The following is a 23,534-nucleotide window of genomic DNA, read 5'->3' on the forward strand; positions in this document are numbered from 1 at the left end:
GCAAATAGAACTTATCTCGTTTTAACAACGAGATCTTTAAAATCACCACCTTAATTTACTACTTTTGTGCTATAGTAAACTACTATAGCATTTAATAATGATAGACCCAAAGCAAATTTTCAACATTAAAACCGAAGCCGGGTTTAACACTATGGCTTTACAAGTTTTTAAGTTTCAGTTTGAAAACAATCCTGTCTATCGTTCCTTTTGCGATTTACTCTACAAAAACCCAAGCGATATAAAAACAGTAGAAGCCATACCGTTTTTACCTATTCAGTTTTTTAAGTCGCATCACATATTAAGTTCTAAAAACAACATAGCAAAAACATTCGCTAGTAGTGGCACTACAGGTAGCGTAACTAGCAAGCATTATATTACAGATGTTTCTATCTACGAAGACAGCTTTAACTATGGTTTTAATGCGTTTTACGGCGACATTAAGGATTATGTTGTATTGGCATTGTTACCTAGTTATCTAGAGCGCGAAGGCTCGTCTCTTATCTATATGGTAGATAGTTTGATTAAAGACTCTAACCACCCAGAAAGTGGGTTTTACTTGGATAATCTTTCCGCTTTAAGCGAAACCTTAAAACGTTTGGATAGCGAAGGTAAAAAGGTGTTGCTTATTGGTGTATCATTCGCATTGCTAGATTTAGTAGAAACCTATGCTTTTAACCTCAACAATACCATTATAATGGAAACTGGAGGCATGAAAGGTAGACGTAAAGAATTAGTTAGAGAAGAACTGCACAGTATTTTAAAATCTGGTTTTGGCGTAAACGCGATACATAGCGAATATGGCATGACCGAGCTTTTAAGTCAAGGCTATTCTAAAGGTAATGGTGTTTTTAACTACCCAAATTGGATGCGTATTATAACACGTGATACGGAAGATGCTTTAACAATACAAAACAGTGGTAAAACTGGTGGTATTAATGTTATCGATCTTGCAAACATTAACTCTTGCTCTTTTATTGCAACACAAGATTTAGGTCGAGTAAATAACGATGGCTCTTTTGAGGTTATTGGACGTTTTGATACTAGCGATATTAGAGGCTGCAACCTTATGGTTTTATAAAAATTGCTAAAAACAAAACCGCCTTTGTAAATTCTTCGTATATATTCCGACAAACGTGATATGAAACGAGCTGCAAAAACTTTATCGCTAAAAAAAACAGTAATAGCGAACAGCATGTGACCATAAAAAACCATAATAAAAATCGCATGAAATATATACTATACTTTTTTTTCTTCGGAATAATAACAAGCCAAGCGCAAACAGATTACAATACCAAAAAAGGTTTTGTAGCCGAAGGTTACGATGTGGTTTCTTATTTCGAAAATAAAGCTATAGAAGGACATAAAGATTTTACCACCACTTACGATGGTGCTAAATATAAATTTACATCTCAAGCACATTTAGATACGTTTACAGCAAACCCTAATAAATACGTGCCACAATATGGTGGCTACTGCGCTTATGCAGTTGCAGAGTACAATAAGAAGGTTTCTATAGATCCAGAAACTTTTGAGATTAGAGATAACAAGCTTTATTTATTCTATAATTCTTGGGGAAATAACACTTTAAAGTCGTGGTTAGGAAAAGATGTGAAAGGTTTAATAAAAAAAGCCGACCAAAGTTGGAAGACTATTGGTAAAAAACATTGATTTATTGATTGTTTAATAGTTATGAGAAAGAAAAATTAGTTTTTAGTTGGTTAACTAATTTTTATAAGTCCGATTGCAGCTTTGCATTCGGGCTTTTTTTGTGTTTAATATTTTAATTTTTAAAGCCTTAAAAGTGGATTGAAATTATTTAGGAGGACTAGTTTTAAATTTGGTTTGTAACTTTTTAAGTAGATAGGCCTAATTTAACTCCTCTTTCTTTATATTTTTTAAGGAAAAGATAAATTTATTCTCCTCTTTTAAAAAAGAGGAGAGCTGATTAATTAAACTAATTAATTCTATTTCTAAATTTTGAAACTTGCGCTGAAAATAGACAAACATATTAGACTGGTTTAAAATAAAAAAACCTCACAGGTTTAAAAAACTTGTGAGGCCTGTAGGCTTAAAAGTATTAGGTTTTAAACCACTTTTAAAATATAAGTATTCTTCTTCCCTTTGTTTAATACTACGTACTTATCGTGTATTAAATCTTGAGCAGTAATTTTATAATCTTCTTTTACTTTGTCTTTATTTACAGACACAGCGTTTTCTTTAAGCGCTCTTCGTGCTTCGCTATTACTCTTTAAAAAGTTAGTTTTATCTGCTAAAGCAGCAATCATATCTAGTCCTTCTTCTAAATCTGCTTTAGTAACTTCGGCTTGAGATACACCTTCAAAAACATCTAAAAACAAGTTTTCGTCTAGTGTGCGTATGTCTTCATTAAAGGTTTTACTAAATAAAATTCCAGAGGCTTTTTCAGCATTTAAAAAATCGTCTTCAGAATGTACAAACGTAGTAACTTCTTTAGCTAAACGCTTTTGTAATAAACGTAAATGTGGCGTTTCCCTATGTTCTGCAATTAAAGTTTCTATTGTTGCTTTATCTAAAAATGTGAATATTTTAATATACTTAGCAGCATCATCATCTGATGTATTCAACCAAAATTGGTAGAACTTGTAAACCGATGTTTTATCTGTATCTAACCAAATATTGCCACCTTCACTCTTACCAAATTTAGAACCGTCTGCTTTTGTAATTAATGGACACGTCATGGCATACGCTTTTGCCTGATCATCACCATCGTGCATTCGTCTTACTAATTCTGTTCCTGTAGTTATATTTCCCCATTGGTCGCTTCCTCCCATTTGAAGTTTACAACCCATTGTTTTATATAAATGATGAAAATCGTAACCTTGAATTAATTGGTATGTGAATTCTGTAAAACTCATTCCAACGTTGCCTTCTTCTCCAGATAAACGTTTTTTAACCGAGTCTTTAGCCATCATGTAATTTACTGTAATACGCTTACCAACGTCTCGAGCAAAATCGATAAAGCTAAAATCTTTCATCCAATCGTAGTTATTTACTAAAACTGGAGCATTTTTATTAGAAGAGTTAAAATCTAAAAATCGAGATAAAACGCTTTTAATTCCGGCTACATTATGTGCCAAAGCTACTTCGTCTAATAAATTACGTTCATCGCTTTTCCCAGAAGGATCACCTATCATTCCTGTAGCACCACCAACCAAAGCAACAGGTTTGTGTCCTGCTTTTTCTAGATGTACTAATAAAATAATTGGCACTAAACTACCAATATGAAGCGAATCGCTAGTAGGATCGAAGCCAATATAAGCCGTTGTCATCTCCTTATTTAACTGCTCTTCTGTTCCTGGCATGATGTCGTGTAACATACCTCTCCAACGTAATTCTTCTACAAATGTATTAGCCATTTTATGCTTGATTTTGTGTATTGAATAGCAAATATAAAAATAGCTATATAATTAACTTACAATATTGAATATTTATTACCTTCGAATTATGATTTTAGTTACAGGAGGAACCGGATTTGTAGGTGCGCATTTGCTTTTTAAATTATTAGAGGAAAAGCAAGCCGTTCGTGCTATTTATAGAAATGAAAAAAAATTTGATACCGTAAAACGTATTTTCTCCTATTATACCAATGATGCTGAAACACTTTTTAATACTATAGATTGGGTTGAAGCAGATTTAAATGATATTCCAGCTTTAACTGAAGCTTTTAAAGACATTACACACGTTTACCATTGTGCTGCATTCGTATCTTTCGAGCCCGATAAATTCGATTTGTTATTGAAAACAAATGTAGAAGGCACTGCAAACATTGTTAACCTCTCTATTGCTTTTAATGTTATTAAATTGTGTTACATAAGTTCTATTGCTGCCATTGGCGAACCAAAACCTGGCGTTGCAACTACAGAAGATACAGAATGGAATCCTGAAGCGGATAATAGTGTATATGCTATTACTAAATATGGTGCAGAACTAGAAGTTTGGCGAAGTACTCAAGAAGGTTTAGATGCTGTAATTGTTAATCCTGGTGTTATTATTGGTCCTGGTATTTGGAATTATGGAAGTGGCTCTATTATTAAAACTGTAGCTAATGGTTTAAAGTATTACACTAAGGGCAGTGTAGGTTGTGTAGCTGTAAGCGATGTTGTAAACACACTATTCTTACTCATGCAAAGCGATGTTAAAAATGAGCGTTTTATTATAGTATCCAATAATTGGAGTTATAAAAAACTATTGACAATTTGTGCAGACGCTTTAGCTGTAAAACCACCTAAAAAAGAGGCCGAAAGTTGGTTATTGCAAATAGGCTGGAGACTGGATTGGTTAAAACATAAAGTTACAGGAAAAAGAAGAGTTTTAACAAGACAACTTGCAGACTCTTTAGTATCGGAATCTCTATTTAATGGTGATAAAATTAAAGCGCATGTAGATTTTGAATACTCTAATTTAGAAACAGAAATAAAAGAAGTTTGTAAACTTTATTTAAAAGAAAACTAATTCTTAGTTAAAGCAATTGGATTAATTACTTTTTTTTAGATTTAGGATTAGTATTTATACCCTTGTCTATATTTACATTAGCTTTTTTAATAGAATCTTTAATCTTTTTTTCTTCTTTCTCTTTTGTATCGATAGCCTTGTATTTATCTCTAATAACAGTTAAACTATCTTTTACTCGTTTGTAAATTACATCGTACTTTTTAATATCGAAAGCATAATAGGCGTTACTTTCTGCAAAAGTTAAACTGTCTATACTATTTTTTTTGTAGATGTATTCGTCTGGAACAATACCATTTTTCTCTAGCCTACTTTTATTAACACCTTTAGCCGATGACATAATAGCCATATCAACCAATACATTAACCATATTGTCTTCAGAAATAAGATTATTTGGTTTATTTGGTTTTACAACATTATAACAAGAGCTTAATGTTAAAAACAATAATAAAAATGAAAGGTGTTTTAGCTTCATGAAAATATTATCTATCGAATGTTAATTGTTTAGCGTATTTAGTATCGTAAAACTTGAAGTTTTTATAAGCCAATCCACCATTTACAAACGTGTGAGAAATACGAGATTTAAAAGTTGTGCCTTCAAAAGGAGACCAACCGCATTTGTATAAAATATTATCTTTTGTAACTGTCCATGGATTGTTTAAATCTACAATAACCAAATCTGCATAGTAACCTTCTTTAACGTACCCACGTTTTTCTACGTTAAATAAAATAGCAGGATTATGTGCTGTTTTTTCCACAATTTTCTCAATAGAAATTTGTCCACGATGATGCATTTCTAACAAAGCAGGTAAAGCATGTTGTACTAATGGTCCTCCAGAAGGCGCTTTAGTATACACATTGTTTTTTTCTTCAAGAGTGTGTGGTGCGTGATCTGTTGCAATTACATCTATCCTATCGTCTAGCAATGCTTTTAGTAATTGCTCTCTATCTTTTTCGGTTTTAACTGCAGGATTCCATTTAATTAATGTTCCTTTTTCGTCGTAATCTTTATCGCTAAACCAAAGATGATGAATACAAACTTCGGCAGTGATTTTTTTATCTTTTAACGGAATTTTGTTACTAAACAATTCTGTTTCTTTTCCTGTCGACACATGAAACACATGTAATCTTGCTCCAGTTTTCTTTGCTAATTCAATAGCTTTTGAAGACGATAAATAACAAGCTTCTTCACTTCTAATTATTGGATGAAAGTTAACAGGGATATCATCACCATAACGTTCTTTATACACTTCTGTATTTGCTCTAATTGTTGCTTCATCTTCACAATGAACAGAAATTAACAAATCTGTACTTTTAAATATTTTTTCTAAAACCTCAGGATTATCAACCAACATGTTTCCTGTAGAAGAACCTAAAAATAATTTTAATCCAGCAACTTGTTTTGGATCGACTTTTAAAATCTCTTCAAGGTTATCGTTAGTTCCACCAAACATAAAAGAGTAATTAGCAAAAGAGGTTTCTTTTGCTATCGCAAACTTATCGTTAAGCTTTTCTATGGTTGTAGTCTGTGGATTGGTGTTTGGCATTTCGATAAACGATGTAATACCACCAGCAATTGCTGCACGAGACTCCGTTTCTATATTTGCTTTATGCGTTAAACCTGGTTCTCTAAAATGCACTTGATCGTCTATCATTCCAGGAATAACGTACTTCCCTTCGGCATCAAATACATTTACATTTGAAGATTTTGCACTTATAGATGTATCAATTTTAGTAATAAATTCACCTTCAATTAATATGTCTCCATTAAAAATAGTGCCTTCATTTACAATCTTGGCATTTTTAATAAGTGTTATTTTATCGCTCATTATTTTATTTATTGAATAAACTTTTAAATTTCATTGAGATTACTCCAAAAACAGCTTCAGAAATAATACCAGTACTTAATTTAGATTCTCCTTTTGTTCTATCTGTAAAAATCACTGGTACTTCTACAATTTTAAAATGCTTTAAGTAGGCTTTAAACTTCATTTCAATTTGAAATGCGTAACCTATAAACTTAATATTATCAAAATTAATACTTTCTAATACACTCCTATGATAACAAATAAAACCTGCTGTACTATCTTTTATGCGCATTCCAGTAATAATTTTCACATAAATAGAGGCTCCATAAGATAATATAATTCGGCTTAAAGGCCAATTAACAACATTAATACCTTTCACATAACGTGAGCCAATGCTTAAAGCAGCTCCTTTTTTGTGGCATGCATTGTAAAGCCTTATTAGATCTTTGGGATTGTGAGAGAAATCAGCGTCCATTTCAAAAACATACTCATACTTTCTTTCTAGGCACCATTTAAAACCATGAATATATGCAGTACCTAAGCCCGATTTTTCCTTTCTAACTTCTAAAAATAAAGACTCAGGATATCTTTGCTGAAGCTCCCTAACTTTGTCTGCTGTACCATCTGGAGAATTATCGTCTACCACCAGAATATGAAACGTTTTTTCTTGACTAAAAACAGCATCGACAATTGCCTCAATGTTTTCAATTTCATTATAAGTTGGTATAATTACAACAGCGTCTTGCATTAATAGCTTTTAATTTATGGCAAATGTACATATTTGGCAATTAGTTTTTTATAAAAATTTCTTAATAAATGATGCGTCTTCTTAAGAATTTTATAATAATTTTACAGCATGCTAAGAGAAGTACTTTCAACCGAGCTTTATACCATTTCACTAATAATTTGTCTTGTTCTTGTTGCAATCGCTAAACTTTTGTTTCCAAAGCGCTTTCAAGATTTCCTAATGTTGTTAATAAACTTTAGATATTTAAAAGTGTATTCGCGAGAACAAAAATTTATTGATGTGTTCGAAGGCTTACTATTTACAAACCTTATTATAGGATTGTCTGTTTTTATTTTATTATGCTTTAATCTAAGCATAAGCATACCTGAAGCCGAATACTTAACACCTCCTAAACTAGCCTTTGGTATTGGTATGCTAATACTTATTAAAATATTATTAGAGCGTTTAGTGAGTAGTATTCTTAATATGGACTCTATAATCGATAACTACATTTTTCAAAAAGTAAGTTATAAAAATTTCTTAGGTCTACTATTAATCCCTATAAATGCTATTTTAATATATTCTTGGTATCCTACACGAATTAGCACTTCTGTCTTTATAATACTTTTAATATTAATTAATGTTTATGGTATTCTAATATTTATAAAAGATAATCTTAAAACTATAAAAAAGAATTGGCTATATTTTATTTTGTATCTTTGCGCACTTGAAATTTCACCTTATCTAGTTTTGTATAAGATATATACACTATAATAAGGTCTTAAAAAAGCTATTAGAATATGAAAGTGAAAACCATTTTAGTATCCCAACCAGAACCTAAAATTGAAAATTCGCCATATTTCGATTTGTCTGAAAGACAGAAAGTTAAAATAGATTTTCGTCCTTTTATTCATGTTGAAGGCGTTCCTTCTAAAGAAATTAGACAACAAAAAATTGATCTTAGTAAGTTTACCGCAATAATATTAACAAGTAGAAATGCAGTCGATCACTTTTTTAGAGTAGCCGAAGAAATGCGTTTTAAAGTACCAGACAGTATGAAGTATTTCTGCCAGTCTGAAGCTGTAGCTTACTACCTTCAAAAATATGTAGTGTATCGAAAACGTAAAATTTATGTTGGTAAACGTACATTTACAGAGCTTTCTCCTTTAATTAAAAAGTATAAAGACGAAAATTTTCTACTTCCTGCTGCAGATAAGCTTAAAGCAGAAGTTCCTGAAGTTTTAAATGCTTTAGGTGTAAAATGGAAAGAAGCTGTTTTTTACAAAACTGTAATTAGCGATTTGTCTGATTTAGAAAATGTAACTTATGATATATTAGTATTCTTTAGCCCAAGTGGTATAGATTCTTTATTTCATAATTTCCCAGATTTCGAACAAAAAGATACTAGAATTGCGGTGTTTGGAAACACTACTATAAAAGCAGTAGAAGCAAAAGGGTTAAGAGTAGATATTGCTGCTCCAACTCCAGAGACTCCTTCTATGACAATGGCTTTAAAGAAGTACATTACAATTGTAAATAAAAAATAAAGTCTTTTACCTTAATAAATATACATCATAAAAAAGGCTTCTCGATTGAGAAGCCTTTTTTATGATGTATATTTTGGTTAAATTCTAAAGTGTTTCTGATTTAACATTTGGAGCACCAGCTAAAATAGCATCATTAGCATTGTCTTCAAACTGTTTAAAATTCTCTTTAAACGAACGTGCTAATTTATCTGCAGTTGCATAATAACCTTCATCATTATTCCATGTTTGTCTTGGACTTAAAACAGATGTTGGTACATTAGGACAAGTTCTTGGTTGTTCTACTTTAAAAATAGAATGTGTATGGTAATTTCCTTTGTTTGCTTCTTCTAAAGAACCATCCATAGCAGCAGTAATCATTGCACGTGTATACTTTAATTTCATTCTACTACCAATACCGTAAGGTCCACCAGTCCAACCAGTGTTTACTAACCAAACAGTTACACCAGCTTCCTGCATTTTACGACTTAACATCTCTGCGTACTTTGTAGGATGTAATGGCATAAATGGCGCACCAAAACATGCCGAAAAGCTTGGTACAGGCTCTGTAATACCAGCTTCTGTTCCTGCTACTTTAGCAGTGTAACCAGAAATAAAATGGTAAGCAGCTTGACCTGGTGTTAATTTTGAAATTGGAGGCAATACACCAAAAGCATCTGCTGTTAAAAAGAAGATATTTTTAGGGTTTTCACCTGTTGATGGTACTCTAATATTTTCAATATGATGAATTGGATAACTTACTCTTGTATTTTGAGTAATTGAAGTATCTTCAAAATCTACTTCACCTTTAGCATTCATTTTAACATTTTCAAGAATAGCTCCTTCTTTTATTGCTCCAAAAATTTCTGGTTCTTGTTCTTGAGATAGGTTTATTACTTTAGCGTAACAACCACCTTCAAAGTTAAAAACTGTGTTTTCGGCAGTCCAACCGTGTTCATCGTCACCAATTAAACTTCTGTCAGGATCTGTAGACAAAGTTGTTTTTCCAGTTCCAGATAAACCAAAGAAAATAGATGTATCTCCTTCTTTACCAACATTTGCACTACAGTGCATTGGTAACGTATTTTTAAATACAGGAAGAATAAAATTTAAAGCCGAAAAAATACCTTTTTTAATTTCACCAGTATAACCCGTTCCACCAATAAGCGCAATTTTCTTTTCGAAATTTAAAATTGCAAAGTTATGTTGGCGTGTTCCATCCTCTTCAGGATTAGCCATAAAACCAGGAGCGTTTACTACTGTCCATTCTGGAGAGAAGTTTTTTAACTCTGCTTCAGTTGGACGTAAAAACATATTATAAGCAAACATGTTACTCCAAGGATACTCATTAATTACACGAATATTCAATTTGTAATTTTCATCTGCACAGGCATAACTATCTCTTACAAACACTTCTTTTTCAGAAAGATAATCTGCAACCTTATTATAAAGGGCATCAAACTTATCTGAATCAAAAGGAATATTTATATTTCCCCACCAAACGCGATCTTTTGTAATATCGTCTTTTACAATAAAACGATCCATTGGAGAACGCCCTGTAAACTCACCTGTATTAACAGCTAAAGCTCCAGAAGATGATTGCACACCTTGTCCTTTCTCAATTGTTGTTTCTTGTAATTCTTTAGGAGATAATTGGTATCGAACATTAGCGTTCTTAATACCGTATTGTTCTAACGAAATCGTTTTCGTAGATTGTGTATGGTTTACCATAATTTAGATTATTGTTATTAGACTACAAAACTACACTTTATTATAAGATATTAGTACAAATAAGCATTAATTCTTACTTGCTTTTGCAAAGTTTATTAACAATACTAGCCATGCCAAAATAAGCAACAACCCTCCTAAAGGTGTAATAAAACCAATAGATTTAAAGTCAAAACCAGTAAGGCTATTCGTTGCTAAAGCATAAATTGAGCCCGAAAAAAGAAGCACACCAAATAGTACTAAATAATAAATTATTTTTTTATTTCTTCTGTTAACAACTTCCATATTCCCAATAAAAAGAAGCAAAAATGCGTGATACATTTGGTATCTCACCCCAGTTTCGAAGGATTGTAATGACGTTGCAGAAATTTTTGGCCTTAAACCATGAGCTGCAAACGCACCTATTATTACAGCCAACAGGCCAAAAATTGAAGCTAAAATTAACATCTTTTTGTTCATATATCTTTATTATTTGAGTTTAAATAACGATAGCATTTATTACATTCGCATTTTAAACACAAAATTACTTAACAATTCTTAATATGAGAAACATTTTAGTTATTGGTTCAGGAAAATCTGCATCTTATTTAATAAAATATCTTTTAGACAAGTCTGAAACTGAAAACCTTCATATAACTGTTGGTGATTTAGACATAGCAAATGCATCAAAGCTTACAAATAATCATAAAAATGCAACTGCAATTGCTTTAGATGTATTTAACGCGAAATCTAGACTTGAAGCTGTAAAAGCAGCAGATATGGTTATCTCTATGCTACCAGCACGTTTTCATATTGAAGTTGCAAAAGACTGTATTACCTACAATAAAAACATGGTAACAGCTTCTTACGTTAGCGACGAAATGCAAGCTTTAGATGCACAAGCAAAAGAAAAAGGTTTAGTATTTATGAACGAAATTGGAGTAGATCCAGGAATCGACCACATGAGTGCCATGCAAGTAATTGACAGAATTGAAGCCGAAGGTGGAAAACTAATTTTGTTCGAATCTTTTACAGGAGGATTAGTTGCACCAGAAAGTGATAATAATTTATGGAACTACAAATTTACTTGGAACCCAAGAAATGTAGTCCTTGCAGGACAAGGTAGTGCTGCAAAATTCTTACAAGAAGGCACCTACAAATACATACCATACAACCGTTTATTTAGACGTACAGAATTTTTAGAAGTCGATGGTTTTGGCCGTTTTGAAGCCTACGCTAATAGGGATTCATTAAAATACCAAAGTATTTATGGTATCGACGATGTTAAAACATTATATCGTGGAACTATAAGAAAAGTTGGTTTTAGTCGTGCTTGGAATATATTCGCGGCACTTGGCCTAACAGACGACAGCTACACAATAGACGATAGCGAAAACATGAGTTATCGTGATTTCGTCAACTCTTTTCTACCATACAGTCCAACAGATTCTGTAGAAATTAAATTTAGACACGCACTAAAAATTGACCAAGATGATATTGTTTGGGATAAACTAGAAGAGTTAGATATTTTCAGCCCAACAAAAATGGTAACGCTTAAAAAAGCAACACCAGCACAAATATTGCAAAAAATATTAATGGATAGCTGGACACTAGACCCTACAGATAAAGACATGATTGTAATGTACCATAAATTTGGTTACGAGTTAAACGGTAAAAAACACCAAATAGACTCAACAATGGTGACTTTAGGAGAGGACCAAACCTACACTGCAATGGCAAAAACAGTTGGCTTACCAGTAGCCATGGCTGCAATGGCAATACTTAACAAGAAAATTACAACTCCTGGTGTTTTAAGACCAATAAACAAAGAAGTTTACGAGCCAATTTTAGAAGAACTAGAAGATTATGGCATCATTTTTAAAGAGAAAAAAGTGCCCTATTTAGGTTACAATCCTTTACACGTATAATATTTGGGCGTTACCAAGGCAAGCCTAAGGGCATTGTCTTGGTCAGGCTCTACGTTATATCTTTTTTTGCCATATATGGCAGCAAAAAAAGGATGCCACTTCTATCCTTAACGCACTTACCTTAGCATCGTTTTAAATTAAAGTTTCAGTTTCATACTATTTTAGTACTTTTATGTTTTAAACTAAAAACATAATAACCACTTGAAAGTTATAAATCAAAACATACATATAGATGGTATCGATAAAAAGATACTTCGTGCTTTAATGGAAGATGCCAGAACATCTATTCTAGAAATTGCGAGACAAGTTGGTATTTCTGGAGCTGCAATACACCAACGTTTAAAAAAGTTAGAAAAATCTGGATTAATAGCAGGCTCAAAGTTTATTATAAACCCAAAAGTACTAGGCTATACTACTATGGCGTATATTGGTGTCTATCTAGACAAAGCAATGAGTAATCCCGAAGCTGTAAAACAGCTAAAAAAAATACCCGAAGTTTTAGAGTGCCATTATACCACAGGAAACTGGAGTATTTTTATTAAAATTCTCTGTAAAGACAATGAACACCTTATGCATGTTTTAAATAAAGACATTCAATCTATAGAAGGTGTATCGAGAACAGAAACTTTTATTTCTTTAAACCAACAAATTGATAGACAGATTAAGATATAAGATGTAAAAGTTTTCTGTTACCTCCAAAGCTTCAAAGCCTATAAAAATGGAAATACTCAAACTAGCAAAAAAAGCCCCTAAAATAATTTAGGAGCTTTCTATTTTAAAAGTTAATTATTTATTCAATAATTAACTTTTTAGTGATTGTGCCTGTTTCAGAGACAATAGAAACAAAATATAACCCTGAAGATAATTTTGAACTTAAATCTAAGTTTTTATCGGTTGTTATTCCATTTAAATTAATGGCCTCAATTGTTCGACCGTTAATGTCTGTAACGGTAACTTCATTTAAAGTTGCACCAGAATTTTTAATAGTTATGTTTCCATTAGATGGGTTTGGATAAATAGCAACTTGATTATCTAACGACAAAAACGCTTCTACACCTAATGTATCAAGAACATCTAGCTCAATATTGTGAAATGCAAAATCGGTATTATCATTCACATCTGGTTGAAGTATTTTAAATGCAGTAATATTTGAAGCATTTGTTGCATTGTCAATATTAACTGCACCTGCACCAACTAAATACTCTTGATTTGATGAAATCACTAAATCATCTTGGTTTACAAGTGAAATAAATCCATCTTCCAACGTATCATAATCCATTCCGTTTAATTTAAAATTTGTAGGATTACCATTTTTTGTAAGTGTTATAATAAATGTATTTGCAGGAGTTGTGCTACCTAAATAAAATATTAAATCAGTTCCAGATAAAGGTACAATAGTTTCAGCTCCTGTACCAGCAACATCAATTTGCAATACATAAGTGTCAGGTCCTACCGTAAGTGTTTCAGTAATACTAACTCCATTATCTACTGCAGTATCAATAGTGAAATTTATATTTTGAGCCTCTAAAATCAAACTACTCAAAATTAAAAAACAAGAAAATAATGTTATTGTAATGTAATTTTTTTTCATAATAATAAGTTTTAATATTTAAAACCAAAGGCAAGGATTATACTCCTTTTGCCTTTGATTAAATTTTTAATTAGCTTCTTGATGGAAATATACCATCTAAAGCAATTATATAATTTACAACTTGATAAGGCTGCATATTATCATGCCCTTGATTACCTCCAGTTTGTCCAACAGAAACGCTATCTGATGCCATTGTCGCATTTTTTCCCATTGCGTAAACTCCGCCTTCAGCATTATAAGCACTTGCTGGGTTTGTTACAGTAACTCCGCCTCTTGGAAGCGGGCTAACTGCTTGTATAGCTGCGCTATGGTTATGTGCTGGTATTTGATTAACATTAAGTGTTACCGCTGCCTCTCCTCCTTTTTGGCCTAATCTTGCAGAAGGCAACCCTGGGCCATCACCAGCATGAACTGGCACTCTGCCTCTTAAATCTGGCAAACCAAATGTGGTTCTACCATCACCACCATAACTAGTTCCCAAAAGCGAAAATAATGCCTGGTATTGAGAGATTGCCAATAATTGCCCGTCGCAAAGCGCCCAACCTCGTGGTGCAAAATTTCCACCAAACATCATAATTTGTGCAATAAACTGTTCCATAATTTTTAAATTTTAATAGATTAATAGATTAATAGATTAATAACTATCTCAAAAATAATGTTTTAACACAGGCTTTAGCAGCGTAAATTTACTTAAAAATAAAATCAGGTAGAAATACCCGATTTTTAAACACTCCTTTATTGGTGTCATTAAATTCAGTAACTTTAAAATCTATTAATCTATTAAAATTTAAAAACTATGAAAGCAAAACAAATTGATTTTAATTATGCGATTACATATGCAAAAAAATGGCAAGATGAAAACGCAACTCATGCTAAAGCCTTTTTAATACCATCTAACGATTTAATTGCCTGTTTAGAAGAAATGAATATACTGGTAAATGATGGGTCTGGTAAATACACATTAAATGACGATACAGATACTGGCGTTCGTGCATATATGGCTATTAAAAGACCAGATGGAACACCAGCAACACCACAAACCGAAAAACTACTACTTGTAGGAACAATAAAAGACTGTAATGGCATACATAGAGATATTGTTCATGATGAAAAATCGTCTGGATGCAAAGACAGAAAAGTTGAAATTGCTGTAACCAAATTAAATGGTGGAAGTGGTGTTTATGATTTCACAGCACCTTGTCCTAACAATTGCGACCCAAACAGCCCATTATTTAACCCATAAATTTAAATGAAATTAATTGATGAGATATTTAAAAACATTGGAGTATTATTACTTTTAATTAACACCATATTATACACATATAGCTGCTTTTCAAACAAAAGAAACAGGACTCTTAAGTACTTTGCTATTTATCTAATTTTAACATTTAGTGTTTTAAGCTTAAGTATAATTATTGTCGAATTTTTTGGAATAAAAAACAATTTATTCTTATCTCATTTTTATTTTATTTTTCAATTTGTTTTTTTGTCTCTCTATTATAAATGCTTATTCACAAAAAAACAAAAAAATTGGGTTAATGTAATTTTTGTATTGGTTGCTTTAACACTAAGTATTCAATATTTTAATAATTCATCATTATTTATAAAATTTAATTTATTAGAAATCCTATTAACCTCCTTTCCCTTAGTGATCTATTCAATTATTCACTTGTATAATTCATTGGGAAAACCAGGAAAGTATATGTATATAAATTCTGCCGTTTTAATATACTTATCTGTAAGCGCACTTATTTTTATATTAGGCAATCTTATTATTACAATAGATAGAGAGTTGTCAATTAATGTCTGGTTTTTAAACAAAGTGTTTTATGTTGGCTATTTAATACTAATTTTAATAGAATGGAAAAAGAGCTTATGGAAAACGAAAAATTAGTAATTCAAGCTTTAGTCTATGGCATCATTTTCTTAGTTTTAACAACTACTGGACTAATTCTGTTTTTTCATTATTCAAGACAAAAAATAGTTCAAAAAGAATTAGAAAAATCTGCGTTAAAACTTGAAAATCAACATAAAATATTACAAACATCAATTGCTATTCAAGAAACCGAACGTAAGCGCATTGCTCAAGATTTACACGATGCTATTAGTTCAAAACTTAATATTGTTAGCCTATCTACTAACGTGCTTTTGGCTGACAAATCTTTAAATGAAAAACAAAAAGCTTCATTAAGTCAGATATTAGAAATAACATCAACCACACTTGAAAGTTCACGAAAAATCGCACATGACTTAATGCCGCCAATTTTAGATGAGTTTGGACTTAAGGTTGCATTAGAAGAATTATTTGATGATTTTTCTGCGAATACCACATTGGAAATCGAGCATAATATAGAAAACTTAACTCAATTATCTAGAACTAATCAATTACATGTATTTAGAATTATTCAGGAATTAATGAACAATTCTATACGACATGGAAAAGCCGAGGAATTAGCTATCTATATGGAAGAAAACGTTACAGGCTTTAAAATACGATATCAAGATAATGGGATTGGCTTTATTGTATCTGAAATTGATAAGGAATCTGGAATAGGGCTGCAAAACATTAAGAGTCGTATAAAAATTTTAAATGGAGTACTAAAAATAGAAAGCACTAAAAACAATGGTAGTCTTTTTATTATAAAATGTAAATACCATGAATAAAATAAATATAGTATTAGCAGACGATGAGCTTCTATTCCTTCAAGGTCTAAAAGCTATCTTAGGAAACGAAGAACATATAAACATTCTTTTTGACGCTAAAGATGGTGAGCATTTAATACAGCAATTACGTGATGCAAAAAAACTACCTGAGATAGTAGTAACAGATCTTAAAATGCCAGGTTTAAATGGTGTTGAAGTTACTAAGATCATTCAAAAAGAATTTCCTGAAATCAAGGTTATAGCATTAACCAGTTATTTTAGCAAACCTTTTATTTTAAATATGATATCTATTGGAGCTGTTGCCTATTTAGCAAAAAACAGCACTCCTGCACTTATGATAAACACTATAGAAGAAGTTTCTAAAAAAGGATTCCATTATGATGAACGAGTAATGAAATACGTACATGAAAGCATTACAAATCCTAAAGATAAAAAAACCAAATCGACGTTCGATGCGAACTACTTTACTAAGCGTGAAATTGAAGTATTAGAACTAATTTGCAAACAACTTACAACTACAGATATTGGTGAAAAACTTTTTATAAGCCCAAGAACAGTAGAAGGCCATCGCAACAATTTACTTTTAAAAACTGAAGCCAAAAATGTTGCCGGATTAGTGATTTATGCTTTAAAAAACAAAATGGTCTCTTTAGAGAACGACAGCTTCTAAAAACAAAAAACTCCTCTAATTAGAGGAGTTTTTTTACTTATATAAAATTGTATTACTAAAGCTCTAAAGCTTTCTTTATATCATTATTCATTAATAACTCTATTGGGTTTTCTAATGCTTCTTTAACAGCGACTAAGAAACCTACACTTTCTTTTCCATCAATAATTCTATGATCGTAAGATAAAGCAACATACATCATAGGATGAATTACAACTTCTCCATTTAGTGCAATTGGTCTTTCAATAATGTTATGCATTCCTAAAATACCACTTTGTGGTGGATTAATAATTGGAGTAGATAACATACTACCAAACACACCTCCATTGGTAATAGTAAATGTTCCACCTGTCATTTCATCTACAGTAATTTGACCATCTCTAGCTCTAAGTGCTAAACGTTTTACTTCTGATTCTACACCTCTAAACGTTAAATTTTCTGCATTTCTAATTACAGGAACCATTAAACCTTTTGGTCCAGAAACTGCAATACTAATATCTACAAAATCGAAAGTTTTCATTTCTTTACCATCTATCATAGAATTAACTGCTGGATACATTTGTAATGCACGAACAATAGCTAAAGAAAAGAAAGACATAAACCCTAAACCAACACCATGTTTTGCTTTAAACGTTTCTTTATATTCTTTTCTAAGCGCGAATATTGGAGACATATCTACTTCATTAAAAGTAGTTAGCATTGCTGTTGTGTTTTTTGCTTCCACTAGACGCTCTGCTACTTTACGACGTAACATAGACATTTTAGAATTTGAAGACCCACGATTTCCTCCTGTTGGAGTTCCCATAGAAGGCACAGCATTTACAGCATCGTCTTTAGTTACACGTCCAGCTTTTCCAGAACCAGAAATTGTACTTGCGTCCATTCCTTTTTCTGCTAAAATCTTTTTTGCTGCAGGACTTGCTGTGCCTGTTGCATAGGTTTTAGTCTCAGTCGCTTTTGTTGCTTCAACAGCTGCTTTTGGTGCTTCTTCTTTAGTTTCTGTTTTAGTTTCTGCTTTTGGCGCATCAGAAGCCCCTTCTGGCTTAGCAGCACTTGTATCTATTAAACATACAACCGCTCCAACTGCTACAGCATCACCTTCTTCAGCTTTTAAAGTTATTGTTCCGCTAGCTTCAGCTGGCAATTCTAAAGTAGCTTTATCACTATCTACTTCTGCAATAGCTTGATCTTTTTCTACATAATCACCATCTTGAACTAACCATTCTGCTATTTCAACTTCTGTAATAGATTCGCCTGGCGAAGGTACTTTCATTTCTAAAATCATCGTAATGTAATTTTGTTATAATGTCTTGGTTACTGTTGTTTTATTATTTTGATGAATACATTTGTAAACCACCAATTTTATTATTTTTATCTAAAAGAAAAAAAGCTTCTCCAACTCCGTTCTCGAAAATCACTTTGTAGTTATGACCTGTTCTTATTATTTCTTTTAATTCTACTGATTTAATCTTTCCTAATGCTTCAGCATTAATATTTGTTTTGAAAAAAGATTTCGTTTTCTCTAACGTTAATGTTTTTTGAAAATTTGCGTTAAACATATTGTATACACTCTCAAAATCTCCATTATTATAATTAGTTTGAAAACCTGAAACTACTGTTTTATAATTTGCTTTTTCGGTTTGAGAAAAACCTAAAGAAAAACTTAATACTGCAACTATAATTAATATAATTTTTTTCATAATATTATAATTTATGCGCTTAACGCTGATTATTTTTTGTTTTATCAAACACGTAATCTATAACTTCTTGATGACGCTTTTTAGATCGCACAGAACTTCCTGCAGATGGCGCTCCATAAGAACGTCTTGATGCTGCTCTAAAGGTTTTAGTTTCATCAAAATGCATTAACATGTGTGCATAAGCTCCCATATTCCTTGGTTCTTCTTGTGCCCAAACAATATCGTCTGCTTTATTATATTTTTTTAATGCTTTACGCATTTCATCAGCTGGTAATGGAAATAATTGCTCTACTCTTATAATAGCGACATCCTCACGTTTAAGCTGCTCACGTCTTTCATCTAAATCGTAATAAAACTTACCTGTTACAAACACTAATGTTTTTACTTTATCTGCTTTTGCTTCAATATCATGTATTACTGTTTGAAAACTACCATTTGCAAAAGACTCTACTGTAGACACACATTTAGGATGACGCAATAAGCTCTTTGGTGTAAATACTATTAATGGTTTTCTAAAATTAGATTTCATTTGTCTACGTAACAAATGGAACATATTTTCTGGCGTTGTACAATCTGCAACATACATATTGTCTTTTGCACATAGTTGTAAGTAACGTTCCATTCTAGCCGAAGAATGTTCTGCTCCTTGATTTTCATAACCATGAGGCAGTAACATTACTAATCCGTTTTGTAACTTCCATTTATCTTCTGCAGCAGAGATATATTGATCTAGCATGATTTGTGCACCATTGCTAAAATCTCCAAATTGTGCTTCCCAAATAGTTAATGTTTTTGGACTTGCCATAGCATAACCATAATCAAAGCCTACAACTCCATATTCTGATAATAATGAATTGTAAATATGAAACTGTCCTTGCGTTTCACTTATGTTATTGTGTAGAATAATTTCTTCTTCGCTATCTTCTACCTTTACTACGGCATGTCTATGTGAAAACGTACCACGTTCTACATCTTGCCCAGAGATTCTAACATCATAACCTTCAGTTAAAAGTGAACCATAAGCCAAATGTTCTGCCATTGCCCAATCTAATTGATTGTCGTCGAACATAGTTTGGCGAGACTTTATTAGTCTTTCAATTTTACGAATAAACTTTTTATCTTTTGGTAAATTTGAAATTACTTTAGTAATATCTGCCAAGTTCTTTTTAGAGACTTTGGTGTCTACAGTTTTCATCATTTCTACTTCATCAACACGCGTGAAACCTTTCCACGTTGCTTCCATAAATGGTGTAATAACTGTTTTATCTTCTTTTCTTGAAGCGTCTAATTTCTCTTCTAGACTATCTTTATAGGCCTTTTCTAATTGCTTAACATGGTCTTTACCAATAACGCCTTCAGCAATTAATTTTTCTGCATATATATTTCTTGGATTAGCATGTTTTGCTATCGCTTTGTATAATTTTGGTTGTGTAAAACGTGGCTCATCTCCTTCATTATGCCCATATTTCCTATATCCTAAAATATCTATAAATACATCACGCTTAAAATTCATTCTAAAATCTAAAGCAAATAATGTAGCATGAACTACCGCTTCTGCATCATCTGCATTAACGTGTAAAACTGGTGACAAGGTAACTTTACCAACATCTGTACAATATGTACTAGATCTAGCATCTAAGTAATTTGTTGTAAAACCTACTTGATTATTTACAACTATATGTATAGTTCCATTTGTTTTATAACCATCTAATTGTGCCATTTGCACTAACTCGTATACCAAACCTTGACCCGCAATTGCTGCATCTCCATGAACAATTATTGGTAGCACTTTACTAAAATTGTCTTTATAAAATCTATCTTGTTTTGCTCTCACAATACCTTCTACTACTGCTCCAACAGTTTCTAAGTGAGATGGATTTGGTGCAATACTTAATCTTATTACTTTTCCTGAATCTGACTTTCTTTTACTTGTCCAGCCTAAATGGTATTTTACATCACCATCAAAAACTTTCTCTTCGTAATCTTTACCGTCAAATTCACTAAAAATGTCTTTTGCACTTTTTCCGAAAATATTTGTTAACGTACTTAAACGACCTCTATGTGCCATTCCCATTATAAACTCTTCAACTCCTAATTCTGCTGCTTTTTCAATCATGGCATCCAAAGCAGGAATTAAAACTTCTCCTCCTTCGAGAGAAAAACGTTTTTGCCCAACGTACTTTGTATGTAAAAAACTCTCAAAAGACACAGCTTCGTTAAGTTTTTTAAGAATATGTTTTTTCTGGTTTGAAGAAAACTGCGGCTGATTATCATTAATATTCAACCTGCTTTGAATCCATTGAATCTCTTCAGGTTTTCTAATATACATATATTCTACACCAATAGAATCGCAATAAATACTTTCAAGATGCTTAATTATTTCTTGAAGCGATTGTGCTCCAATGCCTAAAATTTCACCTGCACTAAAAACAGTTGTTAAATCGGAAGATGTTAACCCAAAGTTTTCAATCTCTAAAGTTGGCGCATATTTCCTACGTGCTCTTACAGGATTGGTTTTAGTAAATAAATGTCCTCGATTTCTATAGCCATCGATTAATTTTACAACTTGAAATTCTTTTTGAACATGCTCTGGTATTTGTGTAGAAACTCCTTCTACAATGTCTCCATCCATGCCATAATTCTCACTACCAAAATCGTAACCTTGAAAAAAGGCTCTCCAACTTGGTTCTACAGAATCAGGATTTACTTGGTATTGTTCGTATAAATCAGCAAAGTATGCTGTATGTGCTGCGTTTAAAAAGGAATATTTATCCATTATTAGGTATAAGTCGTGTTCGCTTCAACAAATTTTATCAAAAATACAACTTTCTCTAAAAATAGCTATGCTTTTCTTATATTTATGTCTTTCTTAACAATCTAATATTTTTTTTATGATTTTAAAAGCACATTCTTTCAGAAAACTAATTGCATTATTCGCCATTTTACTCTTCAGCTTCTCTACTATTTCAGCTCAAGATGATAAACAAAAAAGCGATTTCTGGGAACATGTTCGTTTTGGAGGTGGCTTAGGATTAAGCACCGGAAACAAGGTTTTTAGTGCCACTTTATCACCTAGTGCTATTTACGATTTTGATTCTCAATTCTCTTTAGGCCTGGGATTAAGCGGCACATATTACAGCCAGAAAAATATTGCTAAATCGACAATTATAGGTGGAAGTATCATTAGTTTATATAATCCTATTAAAGAAATTCAATTATCCGGTGAATTTGAACAAAACCGTGTTAGTAGAAATTTTGACAATCCAGATATTACCGATGATAGCTATTGGACTCCTGCCTTTTTTGTTGGAGCAGGTTATAGAACCAATAATATTACAATTGGTGTACGTTACGATTTACTTTATGATGAAAATAAAAGTATTTATGCTAATGCTTGGGCTCCATTTATTAGAGTTTATTTTTAAACCTCATTTTTAATCTTATTTTTATTTGTTTACAAACAAATGCAACTAATTAATAATTAGTCAATTGCGAAACCTAATAATGCCTAAATTTTAATTAAGATAAAATTATCCTAGTTTATGACTTTTGTCATGTTTTATGTCTGTTTATCGTTTTATTTTTGCCCTATAAAATCAATAAACAATGAAAACAACACTAAAACTAATTACGGTATTATTTGTAACACTTCTTTTAAGTTGTGGAGGCAAAGAAGAAAAAAAGAAAGAAAAATTCTCTTACCAAAAAAAGACACCAACAGAGCAAACTACCGCTCCTAAAGCAGAAAAAACACCTGCATCTAAAAAAATAGATTTAGACAATAAAGGTATTGGCCCAGTTAAATCGGTCGATTTAAGTGCTGCTATAGACCAGGAAATGGTGGCTCATGGAGCAGATGTTTACAAGAAAATGTGTACAGCATGCCATAGAGTAGACAAAAAATTTGTGGGTCCAGCTCCAACAGGGATTTTAGAACGAAGATCTCCAGAATGGGTAATGAACATGATTTTAAATCCTGAAGAAATGACTAAAAAAGACCCTTTAGCTAAAGAGTTATTAATGGAATTCAATGGTTCACCAATGGCAAATCAAGGTCTTACAGAAAAAGATGCTAGAGCCGTTTTAGAATATTTTAGAACTCTAAAATAATATTTTACAATACCTATAATCCTTAATACACAAACCAATGAAAACTTTTAAACACCTGTTTTTAGGGCTTGCATGTTTAACATTGATTATCTCATGTAAAACTGAAAATAAAGAAGCAACATCGACAGCTACAAGTTCGCAAACTAAAAATGAATCATCAGAAAGAACTGGTCAAGCTTTTATTGAAGACGATGGAAGCACGACCGTTTTAAGCATAGCTATTGGCTCTAAAGATCATACAACTTTAGTCGCTGCGGTACAAGCTGCTCAATTAGAAAATGCTTTAGTAAATGCAGGACCGTTAATGGTATTTGCACCAACTAATGAAGCTTTTGAAGCTTTACCAGAAGGTACAGTCGAGAATTTACTAAAGCCAGAAAACAAAAACGCCTTAGCAAATATTTTAAAATACCATGTTACTCCTGGAAACTACTCTAAAGATTTTTTAAAGAAATTTAAAAAACTAGGTCAAGCTAATAACGACTATGTAAAAGTAGAGGTAGTAGATGGAGAACCTATGATTGGAGGCGCAAAAATATTAGCCAGTATAAAAGCTGGTAATGGTATTGTTCATGTAATTGACAAAGTATTATTACCTCCAACTGAATAATTATAACACTA

The 23,534-nt window shown here is 32.0% G+C and carries 24 protein-coding genes; 13 read left to right on the plus strand and 11 right to left on the minus strand.

The window, feature by feature from the left end:
* The first annotated feature begins 97 nt into the window (after positions 1 to 97).
* Positions 98 to 1,078, plus strand: coding sequence for an acyl transferase (locus CW733_RS10930; protein WP_100997213.1), 981 nt, complete (start codon positions 98 to 100; stop codon positions 1,076 to 1,078).
* 146 nt (positions 1,079 to 1,224) lie between these two features.
* Entirely contained in the window at positions 1,225 to 1,668 is a 444-nt protein-coding gene (locus tag CW733_RS10935) for a YHS domain-containing (seleno)protein (protein ID WP_100997214.1), read from the plus strand.
* Between the two features lie 416 nt (positions 1,669 to 2,084).
* On the opposite strand, the gene tyrS is transcribed toward CW733_RS10935, so the two are convergent.
* The gene (tyrS, locus tag CW733_RS10940) at positions 2,085 to 3,395 is read right to left on the minus strand and encodes a tyrosine--tRNA ligase (RefSeq protein WP_100997215.1); all 1,311 of its coding nucleotides are present in this window, start codon (positions 3,393 to 3,395) and stop codon (positions 2,085 to 2,087) included.
* 88 nt (positions 3,396 to 3,483) lie between these two features.
* Between tyrS and CW733_RS10945 the strand changes: the two genes are divergently transcribed.
* Entirely contained in the window at positions 3,484 to 4,491 is a 1,008-nt protein-coding gene (locus CW733_RS10945) for an NAD-dependent epimerase/dehydratase family protein (RefSeq protein WP_100997216.1), read from the plus strand.
* A gap of 25 nt (positions 4,492 to 4,516) precedes the next feature.
* Here the strand turns inward: CW733_RS10945 and CW733_RS10950 are convergent, their stop codons facing one another.
* From CW733_RS10950 to CW733_RS10960, 3 genes are read right to left on the minus strand one after another with little or no spacing between them, the layout of a single operon-like run.
* Positions 4,517 to 4,963, minus strand: coding sequence for a DUF4296 domain-containing protein (locus tag CW733_RS10950; RefSeq protein WP_100997217.1), 447 nt, complete (start codon positions 4,961 to 4,963; stop codon positions 4,517 to 4,519).
* A 7-nt stretch (positions 4,964 to 4,970) separates the two neighbouring features.
* Positions 4,971 to 6,317 carry a dihydroorotase gene (locus CW733_RS10955; protein ID WP_100997218.1) on the minus strand — a complete coding sequence of 449 codons (1,347 nt, stop codon included), beginning with the start codon at positions 6,315 to 6,317 and terminating at the stop codon, positions 4,971 to 4,973.
* Between the two features lie 4 nt (positions 6,318 to 6,321).
* Complete coding sequence (locus CW733_RS10960; RefSeq protein WP_100997219.1) at positions 6,322 to 7,044, minus strand: polyprenol monophosphomannose synthase; 723 nt, start codon at positions 7,042 to 7,044, stop codon at positions 6,322 to 6,324.
* Between the two features lie 108 nt (positions 7,045 to 7,152).
* On the opposite strand from CW733_RS10960, the gene CW733_RS10965 reads away from it, so the two are divergent.
* A complete protein-coding gene (locus tag CW733_RS10965; protein ID WP_100997220.1) occupies positions 7,153 to 7,797 on the plus strand; it encodes a DUF4271 domain-containing protein in 645 nt (214 codons plus the stop codon).
* Positions 7,798 to 7,823: 26 nt separating this feature from the next.
* Entirely contained in the window at positions 7,824 to 8,570 is a 747-nt protein-coding gene (locus tag CW733_RS10970; protein WP_100997221.1) for a uroporphyrinogen-III synthase, read from the plus strand.
* A gap of 84 nt (positions 8,571 to 8,654) precedes the next feature.
* Here CW733_RS10970 and pckA read toward each other — a convergent pair whose 3' ends face one another.
* Positions 8,655 to 10,277, minus strand: coding sequence for a phosphoenolpyruvate carboxykinase (ATP) (pckA, locus tag CW733_RS10975; RefSeq protein ID WP_100997222.1), 1,623 nt, complete (start codon positions 10,275 to 10,277; stop codon positions 8,655 to 8,657).
* A 66-nt stretch (positions 10,278 to 10,343) separates the two neighbouring features.
* Positions 10,344 to 10,733, minus strand: a complete 390-nt coding sequence (locus CW733_RS10980; protein ID WP_100997223.1) for a DUF423 domain-containing protein — start codon at positions 10,731 to 10,733, stop codon at positions 10,344 to 10,346.
* An 83-nt stretch (positions 10,734 to 10,816) separates the two neighbouring features.
* On the opposite strand from CW733_RS10980, the gene CW733_RS10985 reads away from it, so the two are divergent.
* Positions 10,817 to 12,181, plus strand: coding sequence for a saccharopine dehydrogenase family protein (locus CW733_RS10985; protein WP_100997224.1), 1,365 nt, complete (start codon positions 10,817 to 10,819; stop codon positions 12,179 to 12,181).
* A gap of 201 nt (positions 12,182 to 12,382) precedes the next feature.
* On the plus strand, positions 12,383 to 12,853 hold the full coding sequence (locus CW733_RS10990; RefSeq protein WP_100997225.1) for an Lrp/AsnC family transcriptional regulator: 471 nt from the start codon (positions 12,383 to 12,385) through the stop codon (positions 12,851 to 12,853).
* Positions 12,854 to 12,971: 118 nt separating this feature from the next.
* On the opposite strand, the gene CW733_RS10995 is transcribed toward CW733_RS10990, so the two are convergent.
* A complete protein-coding gene (locus tag CW733_RS10995) occupies positions 12,972 to 13,772 on the minus strand; it encodes a T9SS type A sorting domain-containing protein (protein ID WP_100997226.1) in 801 nt (266 codons plus the stop codon).
* 70 nt (positions 13,773 to 13,842) lie between these two features.
* A complete protein-coding gene (locus CW733_RS11000; RefSeq protein ID WP_100997227.1) occupies positions 13,843 to 14,370 on the minus strand; it encodes a phage tail protein in 528 nt (175 codons plus the stop codon).
* A 198-nt stretch (positions 14,371 to 14,568) separates the two neighbouring features.
* Between CW733_RS11000 and CW733_RS11005 the strand changes: the two genes are divergently transcribed.
* The 3 genes from CW733_RS11005 to CW733_RS11020 all read left to right on the plus strand — a co-directional run bounded on the left by CW733_RS11005 (position 14,569) and on the right by CW733_RS11020 (position 17,106).
* Entirely contained in the window at positions 14,569 to 15,015 is a 447-nt protein-coding gene (locus tag CW733_RS11005) for a hypothetical protein (RefSeq protein ID WP_100997228.1), read from the plus strand.
* A gap of 617 nt (positions 15,016 to 15,632) precedes the next feature.
* Complete coding sequence (locus CW733_RS11015) at positions 15,633 to 16,436, plus strand: sensor histidine kinase (RefSeq protein WP_232730352.1); 804 nt, start codon at positions 15,633 to 15,635, stop codon at positions 16,434 to 16,436.
* The gene (locus CW733_RS11020; RefSeq protein WP_100997230.1) at positions 16,429 to 17,106 is read left to right on the plus strand and encodes a response regulator transcription factor; all 678 of its coding nucleotides are present in this window, start codon (positions 16,429 to 16,431) and stop codon (positions 17,104 to 17,106) included. The genes CW733_RS11015 and CW733_RS11020 overlap by 8 nt, the downstream gene beginning before the upstream one ends.
* Before the next feature lie 55 nt (positions 17,107 to 17,161).
* On the opposite strand, the gene odhB is transcribed toward CW733_RS11020, so the two are convergent.
* From odhB to CW733_RS11035, 3 genes are read right to left on the minus strand one after another with little or no spacing between them, the layout of a single operon-like run.
* A complete protein-coding gene (gene odhB, locus CW733_RS11025) occupies positions 17,162 to 18,388 on the minus strand; it encodes a 2-oxoglutarate dehydrogenase complex dihydrolipoyllysine-residue succinyltransferase (protein WP_100997231.1) in 1,227 nt (408 codons plus the stop codon).
* A 43-nt stretch (positions 18,389 to 18,431) separates the two neighbouring features.
* On the minus strand, positions 18,432 to 18,803 hold the full coding sequence (locus CW733_RS11030) for a DUF3887 domain-containing protein (protein ID WP_100997232.1): 372 nt from the start codon (positions 18,801 to 18,803) through the stop codon (positions 18,432 to 18,434).
* 19 nt (positions 18,804 to 18,822) lie between these two features.
* Positions 18,823 to 21,579: a 2-oxoglutarate dehydrogenase E1 component gene (locus CW733_RS11035; protein ID WP_100997233.1), complete on the minus strand. Its 2,757-nt coding sequence runs from the start codon at positions 21,577 to 21,579 to the stop codon at positions 18,823 to 18,825.
* A gap of 115 nt (positions 21,580 to 21,694) precedes the next feature.
* Here CW733_RS11035 and CW733_RS11040 point away from each other — a divergent pair, with 115 nt between their 5' ends.
* The 3 genes from CW733_RS11040 to CW733_RS11050 all read left to right on the plus strand — a co-directional run bounded on the left by CW733_RS11040 (position 21,695) and on the right by CW733_RS11050 (position 23,523).
* Positions 21,695 to 22,228 carry an alpha-ketoglutarate decarboxylase gene (locus CW733_RS11040; RefSeq protein WP_232730353.1) on the plus strand — a complete coding sequence of 178 codons (534 nt, stop codon included), beginning with the start codon at positions 21,695 to 21,697 and terminating at the stop codon, positions 22,226 to 22,228.
* 181 nt (positions 22,229 to 22,409) lie between these two features.
* Positions 22,410 to 22,913, plus strand: coding sequence for a cytochrome c (locus CW733_RS11045; protein ID WP_100997234.1), 504 nt, complete (start codon positions 22,410 to 22,412; stop codon positions 22,911 to 22,913).
* 37 nt (positions 22,914 to 22,950) lie between these two features.
* On the plus strand, positions 22,951 to 23,523 hold the full coding sequence (locus CW733_RS11050) for a fasciclin domain-containing protein (RefSeq protein ID WP_100997235.1): 573 nt from the start codon (positions 22,951 to 22,953) through the stop codon (positions 23,521 to 23,523).
* Positions 23,524 to 23,534 lie beyond the last annotated feature (11 nt).

Source organism: Lacinutrix sp. Bg11-31, assembly GCF_002831665.1.
Lineage (GTDB): Bacteria > Bacteroidota > Bacteroidia > Flavobacteriales > Flavobacteriaceae > Lacinutrix.